The organism is Polyangium spumosum (assembly GCF_009649845.1).
In the GTDB taxonomy this organism is placed as follows: domain Bacteria; phylum Myxococcota_A; class Polyangia; order Polyangiales; family Polyangiaceae; genus Polyangium; species Polyangium spumosum.
The window spans coordinates 460,505-484,912 of sequence record NZ_WJIE01000007.1 but is presented as its reverse complement, the minus strand read 5'-3'; the positions used below and the strand labels follow the sequence as shown (position 1 = coordinate 484,912).

The window sequence follows — 24,408 nt, the reverse complement described above, 5'->3', positions numbered from 1 at the left end:
TGGCCGAGCGGATGCCGCCGAGGCTTACCTTCGCCTGCGCCGCGCCGCGGACGCCATCACGCCGAAGATTGGCAGGAAAAACCAATACGAATTCGTCGTGCCGGGCGGGCCCATCTTGCACGTCCCGCCCGAAGGTCCGTCCGGCGCCGTGTCCTCGCCGCCCTCGCCGCCTTCACCCCAGCCGCCGCCTGCGCCGCCTGCGCCGCCTGCGCCGCCCGCCCCGGAGGACGAGCTCGCGCCGCCCGGGACCACGGGTTGCGGGTCGTCGACGAGGTACAGCGCGCCACGAATAAAAAGGACGGGGCGCGGGCGCAGCGGCGTTCCCTCGGTGAGGGCGTAGACCTCGGCCGCAGGGCGAATTGCGGCCTTTCCGAGGTCGAGGCGCCAGGGCGCCGCGGCGCCCGGCGAGACGAGCCGGCGCACTCCGCCGTCGAGGAGCCAGGTTTGTCCGGTGCCGTCGTCGGCCTGGACGAGCTCGGGTTTGGCGGGGATATCCGGGCCGTCGGGGAGCAGGTCCGCCTCGGCCGCGGGCAGGGGCAAGAGGTCCCAGAAGGAGGAGAATCGCCAGGCGTCGTACGTGGGGGCGCCGTCGACCTTGCGGCGCACGCCGGACTGCGCGGCGGGCGGGCATTGAAGCGTGCGGGGGCTGCTCCCGAGCGTCGGATTGCCCTCGCCGCCCGTGTCGATGCCATACGCGTAGACATCGCGGGCATTGCCGTCGTGCAGGGCGAGCGGCGAGGGGGCGTAAAAGCCATGCGCGCAGGAGCCGATGGCGACGCAGAGGTCGTCGCGGTGGACGTTCGCGTGCACGGCGACGGCGGGCGTGCCGGGGGTGCCGGCGGGGGCGCCATAATAGACGTGCACGTCGATGCTTTGGTCCGGGACGTCGGGATCCTGGGCCCAGCCGGCGATGACGTCACATCCGGCGGCGTCGAGGTATCCCGTGGGCTGGACGGCGGAGGCGGCGCGCGGGAAGACGAGCGAGCAGGCGAGGAGCGACGCCGCGGCGCCGAGGGGTCTTGTCGTGGAATGCAATGCCGCGCGCCTCACACGAGAATGTCGCCGAAGGCCTCGGACGTCTGGCCGCCATTCCAGCCGAAGCTCGGCGTCTCCAGGCCGATCCCGCGCAGCATGGTCACGTGGGCCTTGCTCCAGTTGCCGCCCGGGTCGCGGACGTGGACGTTTCTGCGGATCTTGCCGTTCGCGCCGCCCGCGAGGACGCAGGGCATCTCGGCGACGCTGTGCTGATACCCCTCGCCATACTCGGAGAGGCCGAACACGAGCGCCCGATCGAGCAGCGTGCCGCCCGTGGGCTCGACGACGGCCTGGAGCCGCGCGAGGAACGCCGCGAACGCCTGCATCTGGTAGAGAATGCCGGCCCGCGTGTGCTCCCAGGCGCCCTCGTGGACCGTGGCGTGGAAATCGTTGGGCACGCCGAGGTTCGAGAAGACGTGGGTCGTCGCGGGCGAGCTCAGCATGAAGGAGAAGACCCGCGTCATGTTGCAGGCGAGCGCCGAGGCGAGCAGCGAGGCCATGATGTCGGTCTTCGTGATGAGATCCTCGCTCGGCGCGGGTTTGCCCGGGGGCGCGCAGGCCTCGCCCGAGAAATCGAGGCGGTTCTTGACCTGGTTCAGGTGGTCGAGGTGCGCCTCGATGCGCTGTTTGTCCGCGGCGCCGACGCGCGCCGAGAGGCTCTTCGCGTCCTCCATCACCGCGTCGAGCAAGAGCGCCCGGCGCTTCAATCCGGCCGTGTCGGCGGCCACGCCGAACAGGAGATCGTAGAGCTGCCCGGGGTTCATGATCGGCGGGTTCAGGTCGTCGGGGCCATTGTACGAGATCGCGTTCCAGTGACCGTAATCGTGGAAGCGCGCGTTGCTCGCGCCGAGGACGAGCGAGCGGAAGCGCGGGACCTCGGGGCCATAAAAGGCCGAGTGCTTCGCGACGTGCTGATCGAGCGTCGGGCGGAGCGCGGTGAGCGTGTGCGAGGGGTGATCGAACCCCTCGGGGCGAATACGATCGCCGGTCATCGCGACCATGAAGCCACGCATGTGGCCGTCGCTCTGGCCCGGGGGCAGGTCCGGCACCTCCGTGTGCGGGGTCAAGCCCGTCACCACGCTCGGCTGGAAGGGCGCGAGCGGCGTGAGCAGCTCGCTCGGCGTATACTCCTTGCCGGTCGTGCTCGGCGTCCAGAGGTCGGGGTGGCCCGCCTGGGGCGCGCCGTGCCCGTCGTGCCAGGGCAAACCGCCGCCCCAGAAGAAGACGCCGAAGATCGGCCCCGTGGACGCCGCCTCGGCGCCGCGCGCGCCGAGCATCGCTTCGAGCGTGGGCAAGGCGAGGGCGACCGCGGTGCCGCCGACGGCGCCCCGGAGGAAGGTTCGACGGGAAAGGGGCGTGGTCTTCACGGGCTCTCCTCTTCGCCGATGTGACGAAAGGCGTCGTGCGTGACGAGCTCGATCAGGAGGGTACGGAAATCGAAGGAGGCGCTTTCGAAGCGCGACGCGAGGTCCTCGAGCGCGAGCCTCTCGCCCTTCGTCTCGACGCGCCCCTGCGCGTGGCGATAGAGCTGCTGCACCATGCAACGGCCGACGCGGGGCTCGGTCTCGAGGACGGCGGCGAGCTCGCGCGCGTTCGCGAGGGGTTTGCCGTCGAGATCCCCGGACGAATCGATGGGCAGGTCGCCCTCGAAGACGGTGCGGTAGTACCCCGACGAGTCGAAATGCTCGAAGAGGAAGCCGGGCGGGTCCATGAACTGGTGGCACGCGGCGCAGGCGGGGTTGTTGCGGTGCGCCTCCATTTGCTCGCGTACGGTCTTCGGATCCCCCATCGGCGGATCGAGCGTCGTGTCGACGCCCGGGGGCGGGGCGGGGACCTCGAGGCAAAGCACGCGCTCGCGGACGTATTTGCCGCGCGCCGTCGGCGAGGTGCGCGTCTCGTGGGCGTTCATCGTCAGGAACGCGCCGAGCGTGAGCAGGCCGGCGCGCGGGCCGTCCGCGGGCAGCTCCACCGGGACGAACGTGCTCGGGGTCGCGCCGGGCGCGTCGACGCCATAAAGCGCCGCGAGGTCCGCATTGACGAAGGTCTTCCGGGTGCTGAAGATGCTGCGCGCGTCGCCGCGGCTCTCGAAGACGACGTCGTCGACGAGCAGCTCGACCTCCCGGCGCATCGCGTCGGCGATCGTGGGCGTGAAATACGGATACGCGGCCGGATCACGCTGGATCCCGTCGATGCGGCCGAGGTCGAGGTATTGCCGGAAAAACGTCTGCATGGCCGCGCGCGCCTTCGGATCGTCGAGCAGGCGCTCGGCGGCCACGGCCACGCCCTCGGGTTCGTCGAGCTCGCCTTTCTCGGCGGCGTCGAGCAGCGCGTCGTCCGGGGCCTGGTTCCACAGGAGAAACGCGAGGCGCGTCGCCATTTCGTACCCCGTGAGCTTGCGACGCCCGGGCGAAGCCTCGTCGGCCACGCCGACCTCGACACGATAAAGGAAAAACGGGGATTGGAGCAGGCCGGAGACGGCGAGGCGCAGGCCCTCCCAGGCGCTCGGATCCGCGAGCGTCTGCGAGACCGTGACCCAGCGGCCGAGCTCGTCGCTCGTGAGCGGGCGCCGCAACACGCGCCGGCCGAAGCGGCGCAGGAATCCCTCGACACAAGCGTCGCCGGGCGCGGCGGGCTCGCAGCCGACGAGGGCCGCGCGGCGGGCGGGATCGGCGAACGCGTACCGCGTGATGGCGTCGGCGGACTCCTCGTACTGCTGGACGCCGAACTCCGAGAGCGTCGTGCTCGAAGCGCCGATGTTGTAGAAGAGGAACGGCTTCGTGTCGTCCTCGAGCGGCGCCTTCGGCATGCTCGGGCCGAAGAGGTCGAAGAGCGTGTTCCGGTACTGCTCGGCCGTGAGCCGCGGCAGCGCGGGCGCGGCGAGGACGAGGGATTCGGCCTCGCCGGTGCCGTCGTCCGCGTCGCCGATGACGCCGACGCATGCGGTGACCGAAGCGCCGAAGACGGCGATTGCGGCTGAAAACCCGAGCAAGCGCGCTCGGGATCGCCCAGGATGCGGACAGCGTTCGTCCATGGCCTCCGGCGAAGGGTACCGCGGAGCCGCGTGGCAGGGAAGAGACAAGAGGGGGCCGCTCTTCAAGGTTCTCGGGGCAGCGATACGCTGCGGCTGAAGAAGTGGGGCGTGACCGGACGCTCTCCCACGCGGCCCGGATTCGCGTATCGTGGGCGCGTGGCGACCGTCCCCGTGACGTTTTCCTACCGGCCCGCGCAGCCCGCGGCGTTCGCCTCGCTCTGCGGGGAATGGTCCGCATTTCGCGGGACGCCGATGGCGCGGCGGGAGGACGGGTCGTTCGAGGCGACGATCGAGCTCGGGATCGGCGTCCACGCGTACAAGCTGCTCGTCGAGGGCGCGCGCTGGGAGCTCGACCCGGAGAACCCGCGGACGCGCTCGCGCGGCGGCTTGCGGAACAACGTGCTCGTGGTGGGCGGCGCGGACGAGCCGATCCTGCACGCGCCGGTGAGCCCCTTCGTGGCGGTGGAGAGCGACGGTCGGCTGCGAATTCGCGCGGCCCTGCGGCGCGGGCACGGCGCGTATCTCGTCGTTCGGTGGGACGAGGGCGCGGGGGCGCGCGAGCAGGTGATGGATATCGTGGCGGAGGAGGACGAGCACGTCGTCTTCGAGGCGCGGCTGCCCGCGTCGGCGCGGCGGGTCGCCTACGTGTTTCGGCTGGAATCGGGGCGGCTCGTGGGGCGCGCGGGCGGCGCGGGGCAATGGTTCTCGGCGGCGAGGCCGGCGGCGCCACGAGCGGCGGGGTCACGCGAGCGTGCGGTGGCCCCTTCGATCGAGGGGCCCGCGGGCGCGGGAGCGTCGGACGACGCATTTCACGCGGGGAAGGTGATCGCGCCGTCGCCCGCGCGGCTTTACGTGACCGTGACCGAGCGCTGCAACCTGCGCTGCGCCCATTGCATCACGGACGCCCCGGAGAAGACCCGAGGCGGGAGCGCTCGTACGATGCAGCCGTGGCTGCTCGACGCGCTGCGAGAGCCGTTCGCGGCGGCCGATTACGTGGGCTTCGTGCACGGCGGCGAGGCGATCGTCGCGCCCATCTTCCCGGAGGTGCTCGGCGCGATCCAGAGGGCCCGCGCAGGCCGTCCGGGCCGGGCGGACGTGCATTTGCTGTCGAATGGAATGGCGCTCGACGAGGCGCGATTCGAGGCGCTCTGTGATCTCGGACTGACGAGCCTCTCCATCTCCCTCGACGGAGCGACGCCGCGGACGAACGACGGGCTCCGGCTCGGCGGGCGTCTCGCGACGATCGTGAAGAACGTCGAGGGCCTGGTCCGGCGCCGCGTGGCGCGCGGGCTCGACGTGCGGATCGGGATCTCGACGGTCGTGACCGCATCGAATGTGGACGAATTGCCCGAGCTCGGCAGGCTCGCGGCTTCCCTCGGGGTGGATTGGCTCAAGGTCGAGGAGGTCTTTCCGTGTACGACGCGGGCGCAAGCCGAGTGGATCGAGCCGCGTGGCGGGCGGGCCACCGCGGCCGTCCGTGAGCTCGGCGCGATCCTCGCGCCTCGGGGCGTCGTGCTCGTCGATCACCTCGATCCGCGCGGCGCCTGCCCCTGCGCCGCCGGCGACGATCCCGCGCTCCGCGCCTTCCGCGCGGCCGACGATTTCGCAAATCGTACGCGATTCCTCACCTGCCGCATGGAATGGCAGCAGGCGTGTATCGACCCGGACGGCAGCGTGCATCCCGTCGCGTACGAGGCACCGGTGATCGGCTCGCTCGCGTCGGATTCGCTCGTCTCGCTCTGGAACGGCGAGGTGATGCAGGCGATGCGGCGCGCCGCGCTCTCCCGGGTCCCGGAGCCCGTGCGGCTTGCTTGCCCCGAGGTGGCTTGCGCGCGGCCCGCGGGGCGTGCGACGATCCCTTCATGAAGCGCTTTTCACCTTTCCACGGGCTCGTGTTCGTTCCATTCCTCGTGGCCGCCGCGGCTTGCTCGTCGGACGACGAGGGCGGCGGGGGCAGCGCCGGCGCGGGCGCCTCGAATGCGGGCGAGCCGGCCGTCATGCAAGGCATCACCGCGGCGCACAACGAGGCGCGCGCGGCCGTCGATCCGCCCGCCCCCGAGCCTTTGCCGCCCCTCGTCTGGTCGCCCGAAATCGCGGCCGTCGCCCAAGGTTACGCCGAAAAATGCGTGTGGGAGCACAGCGATAACGAGTACGGCGAGAACCTCTATGCCAGCTCCGGCGGCTCGACCGCGGCGCAGGTGGTCTCGAACTGGGTATCCGAGGAGGCGGACTACATTTACGCGTCGAACGAGTGTTCGGCCGTGTGTGGCCATTACACCCAGGTCGTGTGGGCGAATACGACGAAGCTCGGCTGCGGGATGGCGAAATGCAGCACGGGCTCGCCGTTCGGGGGCGGGGACTGGGAGTACTGGGTTTGTAACTACGACCCGCCGGGGAACTACGTCGGGCAGAAGCCTTATTGAATCAGGCGGTCGCGGCGAGCACCCGCGCGAAATCGAGGCCGGTGATCAGACCGACGAGGTCACCGTTCTCCAGCACGAGCACGCGGCGGGCGCGTGACTCGTAGGCGTGCGCCGCCGCGCGGTAGAGCGGCGTCTTCACGTGCTGGGTCAGGATCGCGTAGTTCATCACGTCCTCGACCTTCGTCTCGGGCGCGAGGCTACGCGCCGCGAGCGCCTCGACCTGCGTGAAGACGCCGACCGGGTGCTTGTACTCGTCGAGGATGACGAGGCCCGTCACCTGGGCGCGGTCGAGCCGCGACGTCGCGTCGGCGATCGTGGCCGTGACGGGGAGCGAGATCACGGGCTTCGTCATCACCTCGCCGATCGGCCCTTCGAGGCGCAACGCGCGCACGGCGGAGAGCACCTCCTCGATGCTGAACACGCCGACGAGCTTGCCGTCCTGCTCGACGTAGACCCGATGCACGTGCTCCTCGGCCATCGCCCGCGCCGCCGCGGTCACGGGCGCGTTCGGCGAGACCGTGATCACGCCCTTGTGCATGTGGTCCGAGACGGGCTCGGTGGGCAGGTCGATCGGCTGGATGCCGGCGAGCGAGGCCGGCTGCAGCCGCCCGATGCGCAGGAGATCGGTCAACGACACCACGCCGAGCGCCTTGCCCGCCGCGTCGACGACGGGCGCCGACGAGATGCGTCGCGACGCGAGCAAGAGGTAGGCCTCATCGACCAGCGTGTCGGGAGCGACCGACAGCACGGGGGATTTCATCAGCGTCGAGACGAGGAGGGACGTGGTCATGGTTGCGGCGCCTGGCAAGAGTTTTGCCAAGACGTATACAGGTCCCCGGTCCTGCTTGTCGAGCCCCTTCGCGCAAGCCATGCGTGGCGCGTGCAACCCTTGCGTCGCGAGGTCTGCTGGGAGGGTCGCCGAACGAGGAGAACGAGGAACCTGTTGCAGGGTTTTTCGTCGCTGACCATTTCTGTCGGGCGACACGTTCGATCTGCCGTCGCTGCGAGTCGGTGTGGCCGGGAGCTCGAGTAATGGTCGATCCCTCGGGAATCCCGATGAAACGAGCGGGATTCGACACACTCCCGACACGATGTTCGGGGATGTTCTCACTTTCAATCCGACGCCGAACGTGTAACGTGGACCATTCGGGTCGGCTCTGCTTTCGCGGCCAGGACGCGCAGGCGTACGACGATGCCGTTGTGGGCTTCGGCACCACGACGGGAATCAGGAGGAAAGGCCTTGGAGCGAGTTCGAGTCCTCGTCATCGATGACGACACAACGTTCGGGATGGTCGCGGCTCGACGGCTGGAGGAGGCCGGCTTCGCCGTGCGCTTCCACCGAGGGCCCTTCGGTTGCCTTCAGGCCATTCGCGATATGCGATGCGACGTCGTCGTGCTGGACGTCAATATGCCGAAGCTCGACGGGCCGCTCGTCCTCCGCATGATCCGCGACGCGGCCGGGATGGGCAGGACCCGCGTGCTCCTCTGCAGCAACATGGAGCCAGGACCGCTCGCGCGGCTCGCGGAGGCGTCCGGCGCGCACGGCGCGCTCGCCAAGAATGCCTTCGACGCGGAGCTCGTCTCGAGCCTGCGCGCGCTGCTCGAGCCTCACGGCGCGCGGCGGCGGAAGAGCTGATCTTCATAAAGCGAGGGCGGCTCGAGCGTGTCGCCCTCGTCCAGCCCCTCGACCCGGTCGACGGGCTGCGTGCCCGCGGCCATCGGCAGCGGCGACTCGGTGGTCACGTAGAGCCCCTCGGTCCCGATCACGTAACCCGCGCCGAACTGGAGCGATCGGAGCGCGCCCTTGCCGCGGTTGTTCCAGAGCACGTTCTCGGTGCCCGTGTGACCGGCGCCCGTGCTCTCGTGGTTGCGGTTCACGATGGAGAAGCCGTCGTCGAAGGTCGAGGCGTCGACGAGGTTGGCCGTCGCGAGCGAGTGGTGGAATTCGGACAAACCCGTGAAGCCCGAGGCGTCGTTCATGTCGGTGAGCGACTCGCCGTTCTTGCTCACGATACGCAAAAAGACGCAGCCGGTCGTGCCGAAGCCCCAGTTCTGGATGAAGTTGTGCCGGCCGCCGTCGCCTTCGCTGTCCGCGACGAGGATCTCGCTCGAGCGGCGGATCTCGAAGAGGTAACCATTGCCGCCGCCGCCGCGGTTCTGCGCGAGGCCGAGCGAGACGCCCCGCACGGTGACGCGCGAAGCCTCCTCGACGAGGATACCGCCCGAGGCGAGGTGCGCGCCGCCGCCCGGGCCCTCGGCGGGCGCGGCGGGCGAGGGGAACGAGGCGACGTCCTCGATCCAGCAATCGACGACGCGGCGGAGGTCGATTGCGTGCACCTGCGTCTCGGCCCAGGCCTCGGCCCAGGAGACGGCGTTCGACACGCCGAGAGATTCGACGCCGCACTCGCGCAAGAGGCCCGCGACGCGGCGGAGGCTCGCCTGGTCCCGGAGTTTGGCGGGATAACGTAATGGGACGTCGAGCGTGATCCGGTGCGGGGCCGCGGCCTTGTCGACGGCGCGGACGGTCCTGCGAAAGAAGGGCTGCCAGGTGTCGTTGAAGGCCTCCCACGTGCCCGTCATGCTGTGCTCCTCGATGAAGGCGGGCGTGATCACCCAGCCGAGCAGGACGTCGTCGCCGGGCGCGAGGTCGCCGGCGTCCTCGACCTCCACGACGTCGGCGCGGGCCAGAACATCCGCGGAGAGCGCGAGGTCGAGGTCCGGCTCGGCCTTGCCCACGAAGGCGAGGTGGGCGTCGTGGCTCATGCCCGCGGACCGCGTGAAATGGAGCCGCGTCTTCGTGGAGCCCGCGCCGCGCAGGACCACGCCGGACGAGGAGACCACGAGCTTGTCGTCGATCCGATAGAGGCCCTCGGGGAAGGAGACGATCCCGCCGCCCGCGGCCGCGGCCTCGTCGATGGTGGCTTGTACGGCCAAGGTCGCGTCGGTCTGGCCGCTGGGGTCGGCGCCACGCGTGACGACGTCGAAGGTCGGGGCGGCGGCGGGAGGGCCGGGCGGGGCTTCGCCGTGGTGGTAGCCGGCGTAGGAGAAGTCGTGGAGGAAGTGGCCCTCGGGGTCCGTGAGGGAGGGCGTCCAGTCCTCGGGGTAGAGCGCGCTGCGCCACGTGGAGGCGCCGGCATCCGGGCCCGCGTCGGGCGCGGGAGGCGGGGCGCCGCGGGGAGCCTCGTCGCCACACGCGGCGAGGCAAGAGAGGAAGGCGAGCAGGCAGAGGGGCGGGCGCATGAGGCGCCCAGGATAGATCAGGACACGGGGGCAAACGCGCCCGCGATGGAGGCGGCGACCGCGACCGTGACCGGGATGGTGAAGTTGTCGTCGAGGCGGGAAGAGACGAGCTCGGCGACGGCGCCCGCGGCCGCGCCCGCGGAGGCGATGAGCAACATCGCGGGCAGGGGCAGGCCGTGGAAGACGGCGAGGGTCGCGACCGCGGCGAGCGTGCCGACGGCGAAGAAGCCGAGCGTGCCCTCGAGCGAGCGGTTGGCGAGGATCTTGGTGCGGCCGATGCGCCGGCCGATGAAGCCGGCCGCCGGGTCGGCGAGGCCGAGGACCACGACGCCGAGCTCGGCCGCCTGGAGCGGCGCGAAGATCGACAGGCCGAGCAGGGCCGTGAGGTACCAGGTGGACGAGTTGACCCGGTGTCGCTCCTGGGGGTGGGCGACCTTCGAGAAGAGCCGCATCAGCCACTCGTTGACGGCCGGGCTCAGGCGCCGGGCGATCTCGCAGGACCAGGCCCACGCGCAGAGCGAGGCGCTCACGGCGATCAGCCACCCTCGGCTGGGGACCATCCGGAGCATGAAGAGCGCGAGCAGCGCGGAGGCGACGTGGAAGAGGCTGCGCGACAGGTTCTCGGGCCGGGCCGGACGTGGGGGCGCGGGCACCGAGGAGAAAGGCGCCACTTCGAGCTCGAGGTCGAGCGCGGTCGGATCGAGGGTGGACTTGGACAAGGCAACGAAGGCTACCCGGGGGCTCCACCCGGGAGTTTCAGCTTTCTGTCATTTTGATGTGAGTGATCAGGCCCCTCGCGCGAGCCGACGCACAGCGTCAATGGTGTCGATCGGGAGCTTGCCGCTCGACGAGACGGACGGAGGGGCCTCCTCGACCAGCCTGCGCGCCATGACCTCGGCCACGGTGGCCGGGTCGATCGTGCGGGGCATGACCAGGGCCGAGGCGACGGCCGAATTCCGCTTCGCCGTGGTCGCGGGGGGCCAGGTGGCCGAGGGGGAATCGTCGAGCACGATCATGGGCACGCCGTTCGGCTGCTTGCCGCGCAGGAGGCCGAGGACGCGGAGGAAACACCGGCGGTCGACGACGGATCCGTCGACGCTGGCGCCCTCGACCTCGAGGAGCTGGGCGGCCTGATCGACGCTGTCGAGCGAGATGACGTCGCAGCCGTGGCCGATGCGGAGGATCTTGGCGAGGTCCTCGCGGAGGGCGGCGTCGGCGTCGACGAGCAGCACGCGAAAGGCGCGGGAGGCGGCCGGGGCCTGGGTGTTGCCGGTGAGGAGGTGGGCGCGGCTCACGAGGTACGATTTCGAGTGGGGTTTGCCGAGGAAGTCGTCGGCGCCCACGCCGAGCCCGCGCAGGCGGGAGCCGAACCGCGCGTCGCCCGAGAGGATCATGACGGGCAGGCGCTCGAGCGTCGGATCCTGGCGAATTTCGCGGAGCAGGTCGATCCCGTCGCCGTCGGGCAGGACCACGTCGAGGATGGCGAGCTGGAAAGGGTCTCGCTCGCGGTACTGCGCGAACGCGCGCCGCGCGGCGTCCAGCGTGGGCACGGGCGTGACCCGAAAACCGGCCTCGCGCAGCTCTGCGGCGATGACCATGCGGACCGTGGTGCTGTCATCGACGAGCAGGACGTGCGGTGCCATGGACGCTGACCTCCCCGGTGCAGATACTCAGCAGACAGACTACCGATTTTTTATGTTTTGCATAGTGTGTCTCGACACGCGAAAGCAACAATCCGACGGAAAAACGGAGCCATGGCATTGGCATTTTCGTAGGGCTGCCCGCATCCGCGTCAAAACCTTGCCGGTTTGTATGCGCCGCCAGCGAGATGACACGTGTCCGCGTGGGAATCGTGCCTACGCGAGGGCGGAGGATCAGGCCGGCGTCGCCCACGGCTTCGGCTGATAGAAGAGGTTCGGCTTGAGCGAGATGTCGGGGTGGTGGTCCTCGTCCATGTGGAAGACGGACGTCGCGCTGCTGCCGATGGGCGGGACGATCCAGCTCCAGCGCATGTGCACGCAGCGCCCCACGCCCTCTTCGGCCTGCGCGAACTGCAGGAAGTCCTCCGAGGCCGTGTGGTGGTCGACGATCTTGACGCCCGCGCGTTCGAACGAGTGCACGACGGCGCGCGTGAGCTCGACCTGCGCCCGATCCCGCCACAAGGAAGAGGCGCGCTGGGTGTCGAGGCCGAGCCTGTCGGCGATCACCGGCAGCATGTTGTACCGATGCGGATCGCTGAAGTTGCGGGCGCCGATCTCGGTCGCCATGTACCAGCCGTTGAAAGGCGCGGCCGTGTACTTCACGCCGCCGAGGTCGAGCAGGAGCTCGGCGACGGCCGGCAGCGCGTACCATTTCAAGCCGAGGGAGGCGAACCAGGGGAGGTCGGGGTGCACGAGCGGCACCTCCCGCACGACACGCCGCGGGATCTCCTTCCACCGAGGCGCCCGCCCGGGGAGTTTTACGATCAGCGGCAGGAGGTCGAAGCGCGTGCGTGGTCCGCCTTTCCAGCCGAGCTCGAGCGCCTTCCTGGTGAGCTCGACGTTCATCGGATCCCCCGTCACGGTGCCGTCGGGGTTCGGGTAGCCCGCATATCGCAGGAGCTGGCCATTCCACACGCGTGGCCCCTCGCCGGCGCGGTCCGCGGGGGCGAGCACGGTCATCATGGCGCGCAGGTTTCCCCCGTGCGTGGCGAGCTCGATGTGCTCGACCAGGGCCGAGAGGATCTCGTCTTCGTCCTTCAGGTGGCGCATGTCGCGCACCTCGAGGCCGGACCAGAAGAGGCGGCCGACGCAGCGGGTGGAGTTGCGCCAGGCGAGCTTGGCGCCGAAGGAGAGCTCGTCGTAGGTCTGGACGTAGGTGCCCGTGCGCTCGAGCTCGGCCGCGACCTCGACCCACCGCACCGCGAAGGCCCGAGGCGCCCCCTTTTCCCGGTAAAACTGGGCGAGGTAGGCGCGCGCCTCCTCGGCGACGCTGCTGTCCTGCCCGGCGACGATCGGCGGAATGACGCCGAGGCCATCCTCGCGGTGCGTGCCGTGCGCGAAGGGACAACCCCCCTCGGCGCGTGGCTTCTCCGCGGCGGCGGGCGCGGCCGGGCGCGCGGGCGAGCTCGGGGCATACGTGATGGCGACGGGCGGCGGGGCCTTCGGGAGTAGGCTCGTGGGGAACGAGGGTGAGAGGGGGACGGGCGGAGCGCTCATCGGAGGCGCGAGCAACGAGGGCCTGCGGCCGGGCTGGGCGACGACGACGCTGCCCGCGATGAACTCCTCGATGTGCAGGTGCGTGTCGAGCACGCCTTGCTCGAGCAGGAGCTGGCTCATCGCGCGCAGATAAGGGATCGGGCCGCAGAGGAACCACTCGGCGTCGGGGTGGGCCTCGACGAGCGAGGCGAGCTCGTCCTTTCCGAGCCGGCCCCAGACCTCGGTGAAACGAATACGCGCCGTGACGTTCGGGCAAGCGGCGGCGAGCGCGTGGAGCTCGTCGGCATAAGGAGCCGACGCGGGGCTGTGGGCCGAATAATCGACGTGGACGCGGCGGCTCGCGCCCTCCTCGCGGATCGCCCGGACCGCGGCGATCGCGGGCGTGACGCCGATGCCGGCGACGAGGTAGACGACGGGGCGATCGTTCCGCGGCAGGGTGAAATGGCCCCCGGGCGCGGAGACGCGGATGAGGGCGTCCTCGGGGCGGCGCTCGAAGAGCCAGGTCGTGAACACGCCGCCCTGGAGGCGCTTGACGGTGATCTCGTAATGGCCGCTCGTGGTGGGCGCCGAGAGGGTATAGGGTCGCTCGATGAAGCGCCCGTCGATCTCGGCCTGGATGACGATGTGCTGGCCGGGCTCGGCGGGGATCGGCGCGCCGCCCCGGGGGACGAGGCGGAAGGCGCGTACGCCGGGGCAAACGTCGACGGTGGAGACGATCTCGGCCGCGGTCCAGGCGCTCTTGCCGAGCATGTCGGCGATGCGGGGAAGGCACGCGCCGCACGCGCTGCCGGCGCGGGTCTTGTCGCGGATCGCCTCGGGTGTATTGCAGCCGGCGAGGATGGCGCGGCGCAGGTCGCGCCTGCGCACGCGCAGGCAGGTGCAGACGATCTCGTCGTCGGGCACGAGCGAGGGCGGTGATTCGAGGTCGATGGAGCCCGTCTCGGAGAACGCGGCGCATTGCCAGGGCGAGAGGGAGCCACCTTCGAGGGCGAGGGCATAAAGCTTCGGGAGATCGACCCAGTCGCCGCGGGCGGTGAACGAGAGGATGCGGCCGTCGTCGGGCGTGACCACGATCTCGCGCTCGAGCCCGCGGCGCGCGTCGACGAACCTGTGTTTGCCGCGCTCGTCGTGCGGGCCTTCGAGCCCCGGCTCGCTGACGGTGAGGTGGTGCAGCTCCTCGCCGGGGACGTGGGAGGCGAGGGCGTGGCGGCCGCGGGGCAGGTGGTAGAGGGAGGTGATGCAGGGTTTGCCGAGGAACCTGCCCGCGAAGATGGTGACGAAGCCGCGGTGGGGCAGCTCGTAGACGCTCTCCAGGCTGTCGAGGTATTCGCGGAGCTCGGGCGACCGCTCGAGGAGGGCGAGGAATCGATCCCCCGGGATTCGAAAGGCCGTGACCGGATCCTCGACGACGGCGGTGGCCGCGCGGGACTCGCGGCGCAGGAGGCCTCGCTCGCCGACACAATGGCCGGCCTCGACGCGGGTGAGGAGCTGCGGGCGCCCGTCCTTGTCGACATACACGCCGACGGCGCCGGAGACGACGACGTACACGGCGTCGGCGGGCTCGCCCTGATAAAAGAGCGCCTCGCCGCGCTCGTAGGTGACGAGCTCGGCGTCGAGGCCGCCGTGTTCGCCGCCGAGGGCGCGTAATGTGCGGAAGAGGCTCGATTGCTGCACGAGCCGATCGCGGAGCTGCTCCTCGCCGAGGCGCACGAGGGCCTCGCGGCGGGGGTGGTCGGGCGGCAGGGCATTACGGAAATCCTGGGCGGCGATACGCGCCACCGCGACGGGTCCCGTCGCGCGTACGGTGGCCGCCCTGCGCCCGCCCGCCCGGCCGAGCAGGGCCTGCTCGCCGAAGAGCGCCCCCGGCTCGAGGCGCGCCAGGCGGATGACGCCCCCGCCCGGCCTCGCGCCGAAGACCTGGCAAATACCCTCCACGAGGACGAACGCCGCGTCCCCGATCTCGCCCTCCCGCACGATCTGCGCGCCCGATTCGTAGCGCTGGACGACGGTCCGCTCGAGCAGGGCGTCCGCCGCGTCCTGCCCGAGGCCCTCCAGCAGCCCGGCCTCGCGAATCAAGCTCTCGATCTCGTGGGTCATCATTGCGGGTTTTACCATGCATGCGTATGACCTCGCAAGACCGCCAGAAATGTGGGACAACACGCGCGACCTCCCCCATGTCCGAACCCGTCGTGCATCTGCTCGGTCCGTTCCACGTCCCCGGCCTCTCGGCGCGTCATGTGCGCGTATACGTCCCGCCGCGACGGGGGACGGCGAAGCCGCCCGTGTTTTACCTCTTCGACGGGCAGAACCTCTTCCACGACGAACCTTCGTTCGCCGGCGGCTGGCACCTGCACGAGGTGGCGGGGCGGCTCGCGGCGCGGGGCGAGCGGGTGCCGGTGATCGTGGGCATCGATCATGGCGGGCACGAGCGCATCGACGAGCTCTCGCCCTTCCCGACGCACGGCGGGGCGGGGCGGCTCGAGCTCTTGCTCGACTGGATGCGGGGCGGGCTCGGCCCGCATATCGAGCACCACTTCGGCGTCTCGACGGATCCTCTCGACACGGGCGTGGGCGGCAGCTCGATGGGCGGGCTCGCGGCGCTTTACGTGCACCACCGCGCGCCCGATCGATTCGGCCTGGTGATGAGCATGTCGCCGTCGTTGCAGATCGGGCAAGGTGCGCTTTTCGGCTGGCTCGACGGGCACCCGCGGCCGCGCGCCTCGCGCATCTACCTCGACGCGGGCGCGCAGGAGGCGGGCGGTGGCCTGCTCCGAGCGGCCGAGCGGCTGGCGGAGACATTCGCCCGGCGTGGTTATGACGCGTCTTCGCTGAAGTTCGTCGCAGCAAAGCGAGGCGCCCACGACGAAAAGAGCTGGCGGCGCCGGGCGCCCGGCGCGATACGATTCCTGTTCGGCCGGAAGTGGCGGCGGTAGGGCGCATATTTCCTCTTGCGGGGGGCGGCCTTCGCCGGTATCGGAGAGCCCCATGCGTTCGTTCTGCCTCGTCTCGGTCCTCGTCGTTCATGCGTTCGTGGCGCCGGCGTTTGCCCAGGCCATCCCGGGCCCGCAGGACGGCCCGACCCAGCCGCCGGGCGCGCCGCCCACGCCACCCGTGCCGGGGCAAGAAGCGCCGCCGGACCCGCAGGTGCCCGAGGCCGCCGAGCCCACGGCGCCGCCGTCGGCCATCGCCAAACCCGAGGGGACGCCGCCGGCCGCGGAGCCGGCGAAAGAGCCGGCCGTGGAGGCGCCCGGCAAAGGCACGCCGCGGATACACATCGAGGCCGACCGGCCGGGGGTGAAGCTGTTACGGATCGACGGGGTGGTCTCGGACCGGGAGGGCGAGGGGATCCTCGTGCGGACGGCGTGCGAGGCGCCTTGTGATCAAATCGTGGACGGCCGTCAGAAGCGGGTCTTTTTCTTTGGCGGCGACGGAATGGTGCCGTCGCGGAGCTTCTTCCTGTCGGACGTGGGCGGCGACGTGGTGGCGCACGTGGACGGCGGGAGCTTCCTGGGCCGGCAGCTCGGCTTCTTGTTCGGCGGCTTCGGCGGCGCGGCGATGATCGGCGGGGCGATCATGCTGGGCATCGGCTACGGTGCCGACGGCGCGACGTTATCGGGGGAGGGAAAGGTGACGCAGGGGGAAAACAAGTCCCTCACGACAGGCGGATTCGTCACGCTCGGCGTGGGCGCGGCGCTGGTGGCGACGGGGATCACGCTCGTGCTGCTGAACAAGACGGAGATCAAGCTGGTGCAAGCGACGCCGAAATCGACGGGGGTGCGGATTTCGGGGGGGCGGATTCTGTTTTGAGAGGTCAGGCCGAGGGCAGGCGGGGCGGGAAGCGGCGGGCGAGGTAGACGACGGAGAAGAGCGCGAAGGCGAAGACGGGCAGGTTGCGGGAGAGGTAGACCGGGTCGTACGCCGTGCCCAGCATCTCGTCCTGGAAGCTGTCCATGATCAGGTGGGTGATGTTGTAGAAGGCCGTGAGCGTCGAGCCGACGAAGCCGAGCGAGACGAAGGTCGCCCACTTTCTCCGCATGCCCGCCACGAAGGCAGAGGCCAGCAGAGCCATCACCAGCGCCTGGGCGAAGAACCAGTGACATGAATGCCCGTGCGGACTCTCCTCGGTCACGTGCCTCCCGAGGTCGGGCGCGATATCGATCGTGATGGCCGCGGCCCCGAGGAGGAATCCCCCTTGGAGCAGGCGGAGGGCGCCGGGCACGCGGGCTCGGGTCGAGAGGGCCTGGACGTCCGGCGGGTATTTGCGGGACAGGTAGACGAGGAGGGCCGCCGAGAGGGAGGCGCCGAGGAGGTTCCAGGCGAGGTAATCGGGGTGCTTGCTCGAATGGAACATCGAGCTGGGCAGGGCCATTCTGAGGAAATACAAGAGCGCGCCGAAGGCGCTGATCGCTCGATCTGCGAGGGCGAGCAGGATGAACGTGCGGAAGTGACCTCGATACGCCGCCACGCACGCACCCCCGACGAGCGGCAGGAGCACGAGGGTGTACAGCATGTCGAAGTGCGGGCCCGCGGGCCATTGGTCAGGGGATCGGAAGGCGCGGACGGCGAGGTAGAGGCCGAGCAGGGCGAAGGCCGTGAAGAGGCGGCGAAGCCAGAGGAGGTCTGTCGGTGGCGATGTCGGGTCGTGATGGGTCATGAGTACCCCCCTGAAAGTGTGATCCGGAAAGCCCAACGACCTCCCGGATCAGGTTGAAACCACCTCGAAACAGACCGATCGGCCTCTTCGTGTCCCCTTCCAACCTCGTTCCGGAGCCCTCCTGGCCTTCCGCGACGCCTTCGAAGCCGTGCTTTCTAGGCCGGGAGGCTTCCTGAGAGGCCCTCGAACCCGCGCCGTCGAGACCTCCCGGCCTCCGAAAACGCCGTTGAACCGCTGTTTCGAAGGCCTCCCGGCCTCTTCGCGCGCCTCGCAAGGGCCTTCGGACAGGCCGATCGGCCTCCGCGAACCCGGTTTCAGCCGTTCTCGGGAGACCCTTCGGCCTGTTCGATCGCGTTTCCACCCGAAGGTCGCTTCTGCGTGGCCTCCCGGAACGCGTCGATCGGGCGTAGCGCCTTGCGGGCCCGCGTGATCGTCTCCGGTTCATCTCGCTCCACCGTGGCGAGCACCCTCGTCGCGTAATCGACGAGCGCCTCGCCCATGGCCCGCACGTGCGCGCCGAGGTCCTCGGCGAGCGCGGCCTCGCGCTGGAGCATGCTCGCGACCATCTTGCCATAAGCGACGTGCTGCGTGCGCACGTTGTCGAGGAACTCCTTGCCCGCGATCCGCTCGATATCGGTCGCGAACCCCTCGCCGTCGATGCGCCGGAGGACGGACTCGGCGATGGCATATTGCTCGGGATAGGACTCGGTCAAGAACGAGAGCCCGGCCTCGCCGAAGAGCTCGGCGAGGATATCGGCCGCGCGCCGCGCGTCGGGATAGGTGGCCTCGGGGAGCAGCGTATACGCCTGGATGCGAGCGCGCAGCGCGCTCCATGAATTGTCCCCGGCTCGGTCGACGGGCCGCGAATCCTCGTCGCTTCCCCGGGTGAGCGCCTTCTTGCGCGCCGTATATGCGACCTGCGCAGCCTCGGCGGTATCGACGAGGCGCTTGGCGCCCTTCTTCACGGAGGAAGACATGGTCTTGGGACAGGCGTCCGCGACGACGCGGGACAAGGTGATCGCACCTTCCACGGTCATGACCGGGGCGCGGGCGTAAATGGCGGGGTCGAGGGGGGAGGGGGACATGTGGGGGCGCTTAACACAGGGGGCGGGCGGGGGGAAGGGGGAAGATGGGGGAGCCTTGGCGATGAGGTGGTCGAGCCGGAGGGGGACGGGAAGTTCATCGTCGGGCCCCCGGTCCCGACTGAACTTGGCAAACCGTGCGGCTGCGTGTATCCGTGGGGTAGAAGGCCGCCGTTGGGGCGAAGGGGCGTTGAACCGTGGAACTCTACATAGAAAAACAATCCGCCAGCGAGGCTATCGAGAAAGCGATTCGTGTTGCGCTCGGACTCCCACACGTGCATGGGATCAGTCGGATTTCGATCACCACATCGGCAGGCGTTGCTGAAGTTCCCGTACAGAACGTCAAGCCGAATGATGTAAAGGCTGTCTTGGGGCTCGAAAGGTTGCGTGTGCAACTGGGGTGGTTGCAAACGTCTTCTCTCGGTGAACTGAAGACCACTGTCATTTACCTGGCATCTAGTCACAACGAATTGGTGTTTACTCTGGCGCGGGAGGCGTTGTACGATAAGGTGACATTGCATGGTCAAGTTCGCGATATAACGCAGATGATGGCCATGATTGACAATGTGGGGACCCACTATCAAGCTGTTCCATCAGCAAAGCGGCTCCAGACGGATGTGGCAATCCGGCAGGCAGCTCCGCATGAACTCTTGTCGGAAGTGACACGGCGCCTTACCGACTCGGCAATCGATCTCCGGGCCGCGACGAAGGAGGGACTCGAGCACTTCCTCGCCAGTGTTGCGGCCATCGACAAGCAAGTCACCGAGAAGGTTCATGCCGAGCATGCGAAGCTGCGCGAAGAGATCGCGTCGGAGCGGACAAGGCTGCACGCAGAGATACACGAGGAACGAGCTAAGGCTCACGCCGAGATCGACACCGAACGAACGAAGCTGCAAGACGAGCGTGCCGCGTTCGAGGCGGAGAAGAAAAAACTCGACGACCGTCGCAGTACACACGTTCGTAGAGAGATCTTTCAGGAGCTCAAGAAGGCGCTCGGCGAGCAAAAGAAAGTGGAGCTTTCGAGGGAGACGAGTGGCAAGATCTGGCCGATTCGCATTGTCTGCGGCGTCGTTGCGCTCTTTGGGGCATCTCTCGCGGGCTTCGGTGTTTATCTGATGCTCAAGCACGGAGAGCTCGGGTTCCTGGCGCTTGCGCCGTTCTCCAGCGGCATACTGATTTTTGCGCTCAATGCGCTGTACTTCATGCGCTTCTCGAACGCATGGCTGGCTCGACACGCCGATCTGGAGACGCGAAATCAAGTGCTCCAGTTCGACATGGCTCGCGCAAGTTGGTTCGCAGAGATGTTATTCGAGTACCAGGATGAGAAGCAGGGGACGGTTCCCGATGCGGTAATTCAGGTCATGACGAAGAATCTGTTCGACCTCCAATCGGGGGACTCCGTCAAACATCCTGTCGATGACTTTGCGACTTTCTTGACCCGCGTAAACAAGATCCGGCTTGGTGAGGGCGAAATCGAGATGGATGCAAGCGTCAACGGTAAAGCTCGGGACAGGAAGAAGTAGGCCGTCACGAGTCTCAACGCCGGAACCGCGCGTCTACCTGTCGAACGACGACAGCGTGTTACTTTCTAGACTTCGGCCATCCCTCCCTTTAGCGTGCCACCGCTGCGCACCGGAGAGCGCAGCAGCGAGGGAGATCATGGCCAAGCTGATCTTGGGGCTCGGTGCGCTTTTTCTGTACAGCTCGCTCGGCATCGCCTCGTCGACGATCGACGTCCAGCAGGCGTCCTTGACGACGACCGATGCCGGGACGAATGAGCCTGGGCTCTGCGGGAGCGACACCATCCAGACGAACAGAATCAGCGAGGAGGAGCGCGAGCGTCGCGTGCAGGAGTGCGAGACGTTGTTCGAGGCATGTCGTGATTGGTGCACGAGGGGGAAGCTCGGCGCTCGCTGCTACGCGGAGTGCAGCAGGAAGCTCGCCGATTGCATGAAGAAGATTCCGTACGCGGAGTGAGGTCCGAATGGACGTCCTGGCCACCCGCATCCTCCAGTACCGCGACGACAGCGGCGTCGTGAAGGACGTCTCCCTGACCGTCTTCGCCCCACGCAAGACCGACCAGGATGACTGGGAGTGCGCCTTTCAATTCAGCCCGCCCCCCAACCAGAAGACCCTCCACGCGCGGGGCGTCGATTCCATCCAGGCGCTCCTCGCTTGCCTCACGGTCGCTCGCAGCTACATCGAGCATCCCACGGAGGACCGGTCGAGCTGGCGCGGGATGAGCCACGCCGGTTTGCCACAATTCGTCGAGAAGCCGGCGTCGTACCAGCCTCCCGCTCTCCCTCCGGTCGAGCCGAATCCCGGCGACCTTTTGGTCCTCGCGACCCGAACCCTCGGCCAACCCGATGAGACCGACGGCGTGCGCGAGCTCGTCCTCACCGTGTATGAGCCCGTCCGCGCGGATGACGGGACGTGGAGATGCGCTTTCGCGTTCGACTCAGCCGAAAACGAGCCCGTTCGTCATGGCGTCGGGGAGGATTTCATCGAGGCGCTCCTCGACGGCCTCGCGATGGCACGCGCGACCTACGAGACCATGATCCCAGAAGGCTGGAAAGCCCCAGCGTCGCACGAGCTCTGGGGCCTCGAATTTCTCCCGTACAAGGTGGGTCGAGCCTACGGGATGGAGCCGAGCAAAGTCTCGAACATGCCCGACTTCACCCCACCCTGATCAGAACGTCACCCCGAGCCCAAACGTCCCCAAAATCTGGATCGCCCCTTCTTTATCGTAAAACGTCACCCCGACGCTCTGGAACCGTGGGTCCTTCGATTCGGCGATGATCGTCACCGGGTCGGCCAAGGCCACGCCGATGCCGATGCCGCCGGAGAGCGAGAAGCCGCCGTCGCGCGTGAAGATCGTCGTATTGCCGATCATCGCGCCCAGGATCATCGAGCTCACGTTTTGCGTCGCGGTCACGTTCGAGAGCTGCGGGTGCGTCACCGTCGCGTCGAAGCTCTCGTAACCCACGTGGCCCTTCAGCCAGAAGCCACGTAGCGCTTTGCCCTCGAAGTAGACGCCCACGTTGCCCGCCAGCGCCCAGCCGCTCGCGTCGAGGTTCTCCGTCGGTGAACCCCAGATCCACGTCGGAGAGATCTGCAGCGCGATCGGGCCCCACACGGCCACCTCCGCCTCGAAGCTCAGGCGCCGGAAGAGAAGGTCGAACGGGTTCACCCGGGCCGACCAGCGGCAGCATTTCGGAGGCGGCGGCGGCGGCGGCGGCGTCGGACCCGTGCCCGCGCCCGCGACCGCAGGATACCCGGGCGGCGGCGGATACCCCTGCGGGTACCCCTGCGGATATCCCTGCGGGTACCCCTGCGGATATTGTTGCGGATACCCCGGCTGCTGCTGCGGATACCCCGGCTGCTGCTGCGGGTAACCCGGCTGCTGCTGCGGGTAACCCGGCTGCTGCTCCGGGTAGCCCGGTTGCTGCTGCGGGTAGCCCGGCTGTTGCTGCGGATACCCCTGCGGATATTGTTGCGGATATCCAGGTTGCTGCTGCGGGTAACCCGGCTGTTGCTGCGGATACCCCTGCGGGTATTGCTGCGGATATCCCGGTTGCTGCTGCGGATACCCCGGCTGCTGCGGGGGATACGCGGGCTGCTGCGGCGGCGTGCCCTGCGGCGGCTGCGCCTGCGGCGGCGGTTGTCCCGGCTGCGGCGGCTGCGCCTGCGGCGGCGGCGGCGCGGGCGGGGCCGCGGTGGGCGCCGCCGTCGCGGGAGGCGCAGGCTGCTGCGCGGGCGCGGTCTCGGTCACGCTGAGCGCCGTGGCGAACGTGGCAAGCAAGATCCAGGGCGAAGTACGACGTGCCATCGTCCGCGAATGTACCGGAGCAAAGCCCCGCGCGCCACGGGGACGAGCGCGCTCAGGCATGTTCGGGTCGAATCCCGGCGCCGCCTGGGCTACCCTCCCGACCCCCCATGAGCGTCAGCGTCGCCGAAGACCTCCCTCCGCCCCGCGTGGAGCCCAGCCACAACGATCTCGACCGCGCCCTCGCCGAGCTCGGCGATAACGCCCGCCCCTTCGCCCGGATGCCCCCGCGCGACAAGGCCCGCATCCTCCGCGAAGAGGTCCTGCCGCGCGTCGAGGCCGCCGCCCTGCGAATGGTCCAGGCGAGCTGCCTCGAAAAAGGCATCGACCCCGCCGCCCCCCTCGCCGGCGAGGAGTGGCTCGCCGGCCCCTGCACCATCGCGAGTAACGTCGCCGCCCTCGCCGACGCCCTCGACCAGATCGCTGCGCGCGGCGCGCCCAGGCTGCCCTTCCGCGCCGTCCGCGAGCGCGAGGACGGCCGCGCCAAGGTCCGCGTCTTCCCCATGCGAGGCTCGGACGGCGCGCTTCTCTCGGGCTTCACCTGCGACGTCCACCTCGAGCGTGGCGTTCGTCCCCGCGACGTCCGCGCCGAACAGGCCACGTTTTACCGGCAAGCCGACCCCGAGGGTGGCGTCTCGCTCGTGCTCGGCGCCGGCAACGTCGCGAGCATCGGGCCGATGGATACCCTGCACACGCTCTTCAACGAGGGGCGCGTCGTGATCCTGAAGACGAGCCCGGTGAACGCCTACCTCGGTCCGATCCTGGAGGACATGCTCGCGCCGCTCGTCTCGCGGGGCTTCGTCCGGATCGTGCACGGCGGGCCGGAGGTCGGCAGCTACCTCGCCGCGCATCGGATGGTCTCGCACGTGCACGTGACGGGCTCGCAGCGGACGCACGACGTCATCGTGTGGGGCAAGCCGGGGGCGGAGCAGGAGACCCGGCGCGCCGCGAACGATCCCGTCCTGAAGAAGCCCATCACCTCGGAGCTCGGCAACGTGAGCCCCGTCCTCGTCGTGCCTTACCTCTACGCCGAGGACGAGCTCTGGTTCCAGGCGCGCAGCGTGGCCACGCAGATCGTCAACAACGCCTCGTTCAACTGCAACGCGGCCAAGATGCTGGTGCTCGCCCGCGGCTGGGCGCAGCGGGACCTGTTCCTCGACAAATTGCAGCGGGCCCTCGGCGAGGCGCGCCCGCGGAAGGCGTATTACCCGGGCGCCGAGGAGCGGCACGCCGCGCTCGTGAAGGGGCACGATCTCGTGCGGTTCGTGGGCGAGACGGGCGAAGGTGCCCTGCCCTGGACGCTGATCACCGGGCTCGACGCCGCAAACGTGGACGAGCCGCTCTTCTCCACCGAGCCCTTCTGCGGCATCGTGAGCGAGGTGTCGGTCGGCTCGGACGATCCGGCCGAGTTCCTCGCCGCGGCGACGCGCTTCTGCAACGACACGCTCTGGGGCACGCTCTCGGCGTCGATCGTTTGTCCGAGTATTCTCGAGGACGACCCCGCCGTGGGCGCCGCCCTCGAGCGCGCCATCGACGAGCTCCGTTATGGGGCGGTCGCGGTGAATCACTGGCCCGCCCTGGTCTACGGGACGGTCACCGCGCCCTGGGGCGGGCACCCGAGCGTGACCCTCGCCGACGTGAAGAGCGGCATGGGCTTCGTCCACAACACGGTGATGCTCGGCCGCATCGAGAAGGCCGTGCTCCGCGGCCCGCTGACGACGTTCCCGCGGCCGCCGTACTTCTACGACCACCGCAACATGGCCGTCACGGCGGAGCGGCTCCTGCGGTATTACGCGAGACCCGGGTGGGGCCGTCTCCCGGGCGTCGCAATGGCAGCGTTACGCGGTTGACGCTTTTGGGGCCGTCGCATTTTGTATCGTCGCTCTTGACCTTACGTCACCAGCGCGGTTCGATGACCGT

20 protein-coding genes are annotated in these 24,408 nt (G+C 69.1%); 9 read left to right on the top strand and 11 right to left on the bottom strand.

From position 1 onward, the window contains the following. Positions 1-24: 24 nt before the first annotated feature. From GF068_RS26195 to GF068_RS26185, 3 genes are read right to left on the bottom strand one after another with little or no spacing between them, the layout of a single operon-like run. On the bottom strand, positions 25-1,035 hold the full coding sequence (locus GF068_RS26195) for a hypothetical protein (protein WP_153822173.1): 1,011 nt from the start codon (positions 1,033-1,035) through the stop codon (positions 25-27). Positions 1,036-1,046: 11 nt separating this feature from the next. Then, the gene (locus GF068_RS26190) at positions 1,047-2,402 is read right to left on the bottom strand and encodes a DUF1552 domain-containing protein (RefSeq protein ID WP_153822172.1); all 1,356 of its coding nucleotides are present in this window, start codon (positions 2,400-2,402) and stop codon (positions 1,047-1,049) included. After that, on the bottom strand, positions 2,399-4,024 hold the full coding sequence (locus GF068_RS26185; RefSeq protein WP_170319682.1) for a DUF1592 domain-containing protein: 1,626 nt from the start codon (positions 4,022-4,024) through the stop codon (positions 2,399-2,401). The genes GF068_RS26190 and GF068_RS26185 overlap by 4 nt, the downstream gene beginning before the upstream one ends. 198 nt (positions 4,025-4,222) lie before the next feature. On the opposite strand from GF068_RS26185, the gene GF068_RS26180 reads away from it, so the two are divergent. Beyond that, positions 4,223-5,932 (top strand): radical SAM protein, encoded by a 1,710-nt coding sequence (locus GF068_RS26180; RefSeq protein WP_170319681.1) that lies wholly within the window; start codon positions 4,223-4,225, stop codon positions 5,930-5,932. Next, on the top strand, positions 5,929-6,489 hold the full coding sequence (locus GF068_RS26175) for a CAP domain-containing protein (protein ID WP_153822169.1): 561 nt from the start codon (positions 5,929-5,931) through the stop codon (positions 6,487-6,489). Before GF068_RS26180 ends, GF068_RS26175 begins: the two co-directional genes overlap by 4 nt. Before the next feature lies 1 nt (position 6,490). Here GF068_RS26175 and GF068_RS26170 read toward each other — a convergent pair whose 3' ends face one another. Next, positions 6,491-7,279, bottom strand: coding sequence for a CBS domain-containing protein (locus tag GF068_RS26170; RefSeq protein WP_170319680.1), 789 nt, complete (start codon positions 7,277-7,279; stop codon positions 6,491-6,493). Between the two features lie 450 nt (positions 7,280-7,729). Between GF068_RS26170 and GF068_RS26165 the strand changes: the two genes are divergently transcribed. Next, positions 7,730-8,125: a response regulator gene (locus tag GF068_RS26165; RefSeq protein WP_170319679.1), complete on the top strand. Its 396-nt coding sequence runs from the start codon at positions 7,730-7,732 to the stop codon at positions 8,123-8,125. Here the strand turns inward: GF068_RS26165 and GF068_RS26160 are convergent. From GF068_RS26160 to GF068_RS26145, 4 genes are all read right to left on the bottom strand, one after another. Next, positions 8,098-9,729, bottom strand: coding sequence for a glycosyl hydrolase family 28-related protein (locus tag GF068_RS26160; protein WP_153822166.1), 1,632 nt, complete (start codon positions 9,727-9,729; stop codon positions 8,098-8,100). The two genes, GF068_RS26165 and GF068_RS26160, sit on opposite strands and share 28 nt — an antisense overlap. A 17-nt stretch (positions 9,730-9,746) precedes the next feature. Then, positions 9,747-10,448: a diacylglycerol/polyprenol kinase family protein gene (locus GF068_RS26155; protein WP_153822165.1), complete on the bottom strand. Its 702-nt coding sequence runs from the start codon at positions 10,446-10,448 to the stop codon at positions 9,747-9,749. Positions 10,449-10,514: 66 nt separating this feature from the next. Beyond that, positions 10,515-11,372: a response regulator gene (locus GF068_RS26150; protein WP_153822164.1), complete on the bottom strand. Its 858-nt coding sequence runs from the start codon at positions 11,370-11,372 to the stop codon at positions 10,515-10,517. A gap of 231 nt (positions 11,373-11,603) precedes the next feature. Further along, positions 11,604-15,041, bottom strand: coding sequence for a nitric oxide synthase oxygenase (locus GF068_RS26145; protein ID WP_153822163.1), 3,438 nt, complete (start codon positions 15,039-15,041; stop codon positions 11,604-11,606). Positions 15,042-15,100: 59 nt separating this feature from the next. Between GF068_RS26145 and GF068_RS26140 the strand changes: the two genes are divergently transcribed. Together GF068_RS26140 and GF068_RS26135 are read left to right on the top strand one after the other, a co-directional pair. Continuing rightward, the gene (locus tag GF068_RS26140) at positions 15,101-15,859 is read left to right on the top strand and encodes an alpha/beta hydrolase (protein ID WP_170319678.1); all 759 of its coding nucleotides are present in this window, start codon (positions 15,101-15,103) and stop codon (positions 15,857-15,859) included. A 52-nt stretch (positions 15,860-15,911) separates the two neighbouring features. Beyond that, the gene (locus GF068_RS26135; RefSeq protein WP_153822161.1) at positions 15,912-16,733 is read left to right on the top strand and encodes a hypothetical protein; all 822 of its coding nucleotides are present in this window, start codon (positions 15,912-15,914) and stop codon (positions 16,731-16,733) included. A 4-nt stretch (positions 16,734-16,737) separates the two neighbouring features. Here the strand turns inward: GF068_RS26135 and GF068_RS26130 are convergent, their stop codons facing one another. Then, entirely contained in the window at positions 16,738-17,580 is an 843-nt protein-coding gene (locus GF068_RS26130; RefSeq protein ID WP_153822160.1) for a hypothetical protein, read from the bottom strand. A gap of 314 nt (positions 17,581-17,894) precedes the next feature. Next, the gene (locus tag GF068_RS26125) at positions 17,895-18,665 is read right to left on the bottom strand and encodes a hypothetical protein (RefSeq protein ID WP_153822159.1); all 771 of its coding nucleotides are present in this window, start codon (positions 18,663-18,665) and stop codon (positions 17,895-17,897) included. Positions 18,666-18,859: 194 nt separating this feature from the next. Between GF068_RS26125 and GF068_RS26120 the strand changes: the two genes are divergently transcribed. The 3 genes from GF068_RS26120 (at position 18,860) to GF068_RS26110 (ending at position 21,351) form a co-directional block, all read left to right on the top strand. Further along, a complete protein-coding gene (locus GF068_RS26120; protein ID WP_153822158.1) occupies positions 18,860-20,185 on the top strand; it encodes a hypothetical protein in 1,326 nt (441 codons plus the stop codon). A 136-nt stretch (positions 20,186-20,321) separates the two neighbouring features. Beyond that, complete coding sequence (locus tag GF068_RS26115) at positions 20,322-20,639, top strand: hypothetical protein (protein ID WP_153822157.1); 318 nt, start codon at positions 20,322-20,324, stop codon at positions 20,637-20,639. Between the two features lie 7 nt (positions 20,640-20,646). Continuing rightward, entirely contained in the window at positions 20,647-21,351 is a 705-nt protein-coding gene (locus tag GF068_RS26110; protein ID WP_153822156.1) for a DUF6968 family protein, read from the top strand. On the opposite strand, the gene GF068_RS44380 is transcribed toward GF068_RS26110, so the two are convergent. After that, positions 21,352-22,491: a hypothetical protein gene (locus GF068_RS44380; RefSeq protein ID WP_206079554.1), complete on the bottom strand. Its 1,140-nt coding sequence runs from the start codon at positions 22,489-22,491 to the stop codon at positions 21,352-21,354. It abuts the gene before it with no gap. A 107-nt stretch (positions 22,492-22,598) separates the two neighbouring features. Between GF068_RS44380 and GF068_RS26100 the strand changes: the two genes are divergently transcribed. Then, complete coding sequence (locus GF068_RS26100; protein ID WP_153822155.1) at positions 22,599-24,338, top strand: aldehyde dehydrogenase family protein; 1,740 nt, start codon at positions 22,599-22,601, stop codon at positions 24,336-24,338. The last annotated feature ends 70 nt before the right edge of the window (positions 24,339-24,408 follow it).

What these genes read in the sequence shown, in the direction of transcription:
- GF068_RS26140 (WP_170319678.1), top strand. Translation starts at nt 15,101, where the DNA reads ATGTCCGAACCCGTCGTGCATCTGCTCGGTCCGTTCCACGTCCCCGGC.
- GF068_RS26115 (WP_153822157.1), top strand. Translation starts at nt 20,322, where the DNA reads ATGGCCAAGCTGATCTTGGGGCTCGGTGCGCTTTTTCTGTACAGCTCG.
- GF068_RS26135 (WP_153822161.1), top strand. Translation starts at nt 15,912, where the DNA reads ATGCGTTCGTTCTGCCTCGTCTCGGTCCTCGTCGTTCATGCGTTCGTG.
- GF068_RS26175 (WP_153822169.1), top strand. Translation starts at nt 5,929, where the DNA reads ATGAAGCGCTTTTCACCTTTCCACGGGCTCGTGTTCGTTCCATTCCTC.
- GF068_RS44380 (WP_206079554.1), bottom strand. Translation starts at nt 22,491, where the DNA reads ATGGCACGTCGTACTTCGCCCTGGATCTTGCTTGCCACGTTCGCCACG.
- GF068_RS26145 (WP_153822163.1), bottom strand. Translation starts at nt 15,041, where the DNA reads ATGGTAAAACCCGCAATGATGACCCACGAGATCGAGAGCTTGATTCGC.
- GF068_RS26110 (WP_153822156.1), top strand. Translation starts at nt 20,647, where the DNA reads ATGGACGTCCTGGCCACCCGCATCCTCCAGTACCGCGACGACAGCGGC.
- GF068_RS26160 (WP_153822166.1), bottom strand. Translation starts at nt 9,729, where the DNA reads ATGCGCCCGCCCCTCTGCCTGCTCGCCTTCCTCTCTTGCCTCGCCGCG.
- GF068_RS26130 (WP_153822160.1), bottom strand. Translation starts at nt 17,580, where the DNA reads ATGACCCATCACGACCCGACATCGCCACCGACAGACCTCCTCTGGCTT.
- GF068_RS26100 (WP_153822155.1), top strand. Translation starts at nt 22,599, where the DNA reads ATGAGCGTCAGCGTCGCCGAAGACCTCCCTCCGCCCCGCGTGGAGCCC.
- GF068_RS26170 (WP_170319680.1), bottom strand. Translation starts at nt 7,279, where the DNA reads ATGACCACGTCCCTCCTCGTCTCGACGCTGATGAAATCCCCCGTGCTG.
- GF068_RS26150 (WP_153822164.1), bottom strand. Translation starts at nt 11,372, where the DNA reads ATGGCACCGCACGTCCTGCTCGTCGATGACAGCACCACGGTCCGCATG.
- GF068_RS26125 (WP_153822159.1), bottom strand. Translation starts at nt 18,665, where the DNA reads ATGTCCCCCTCCCCCCTCGACCCCGCCATTTACGCCCGCGCCCCGGTC.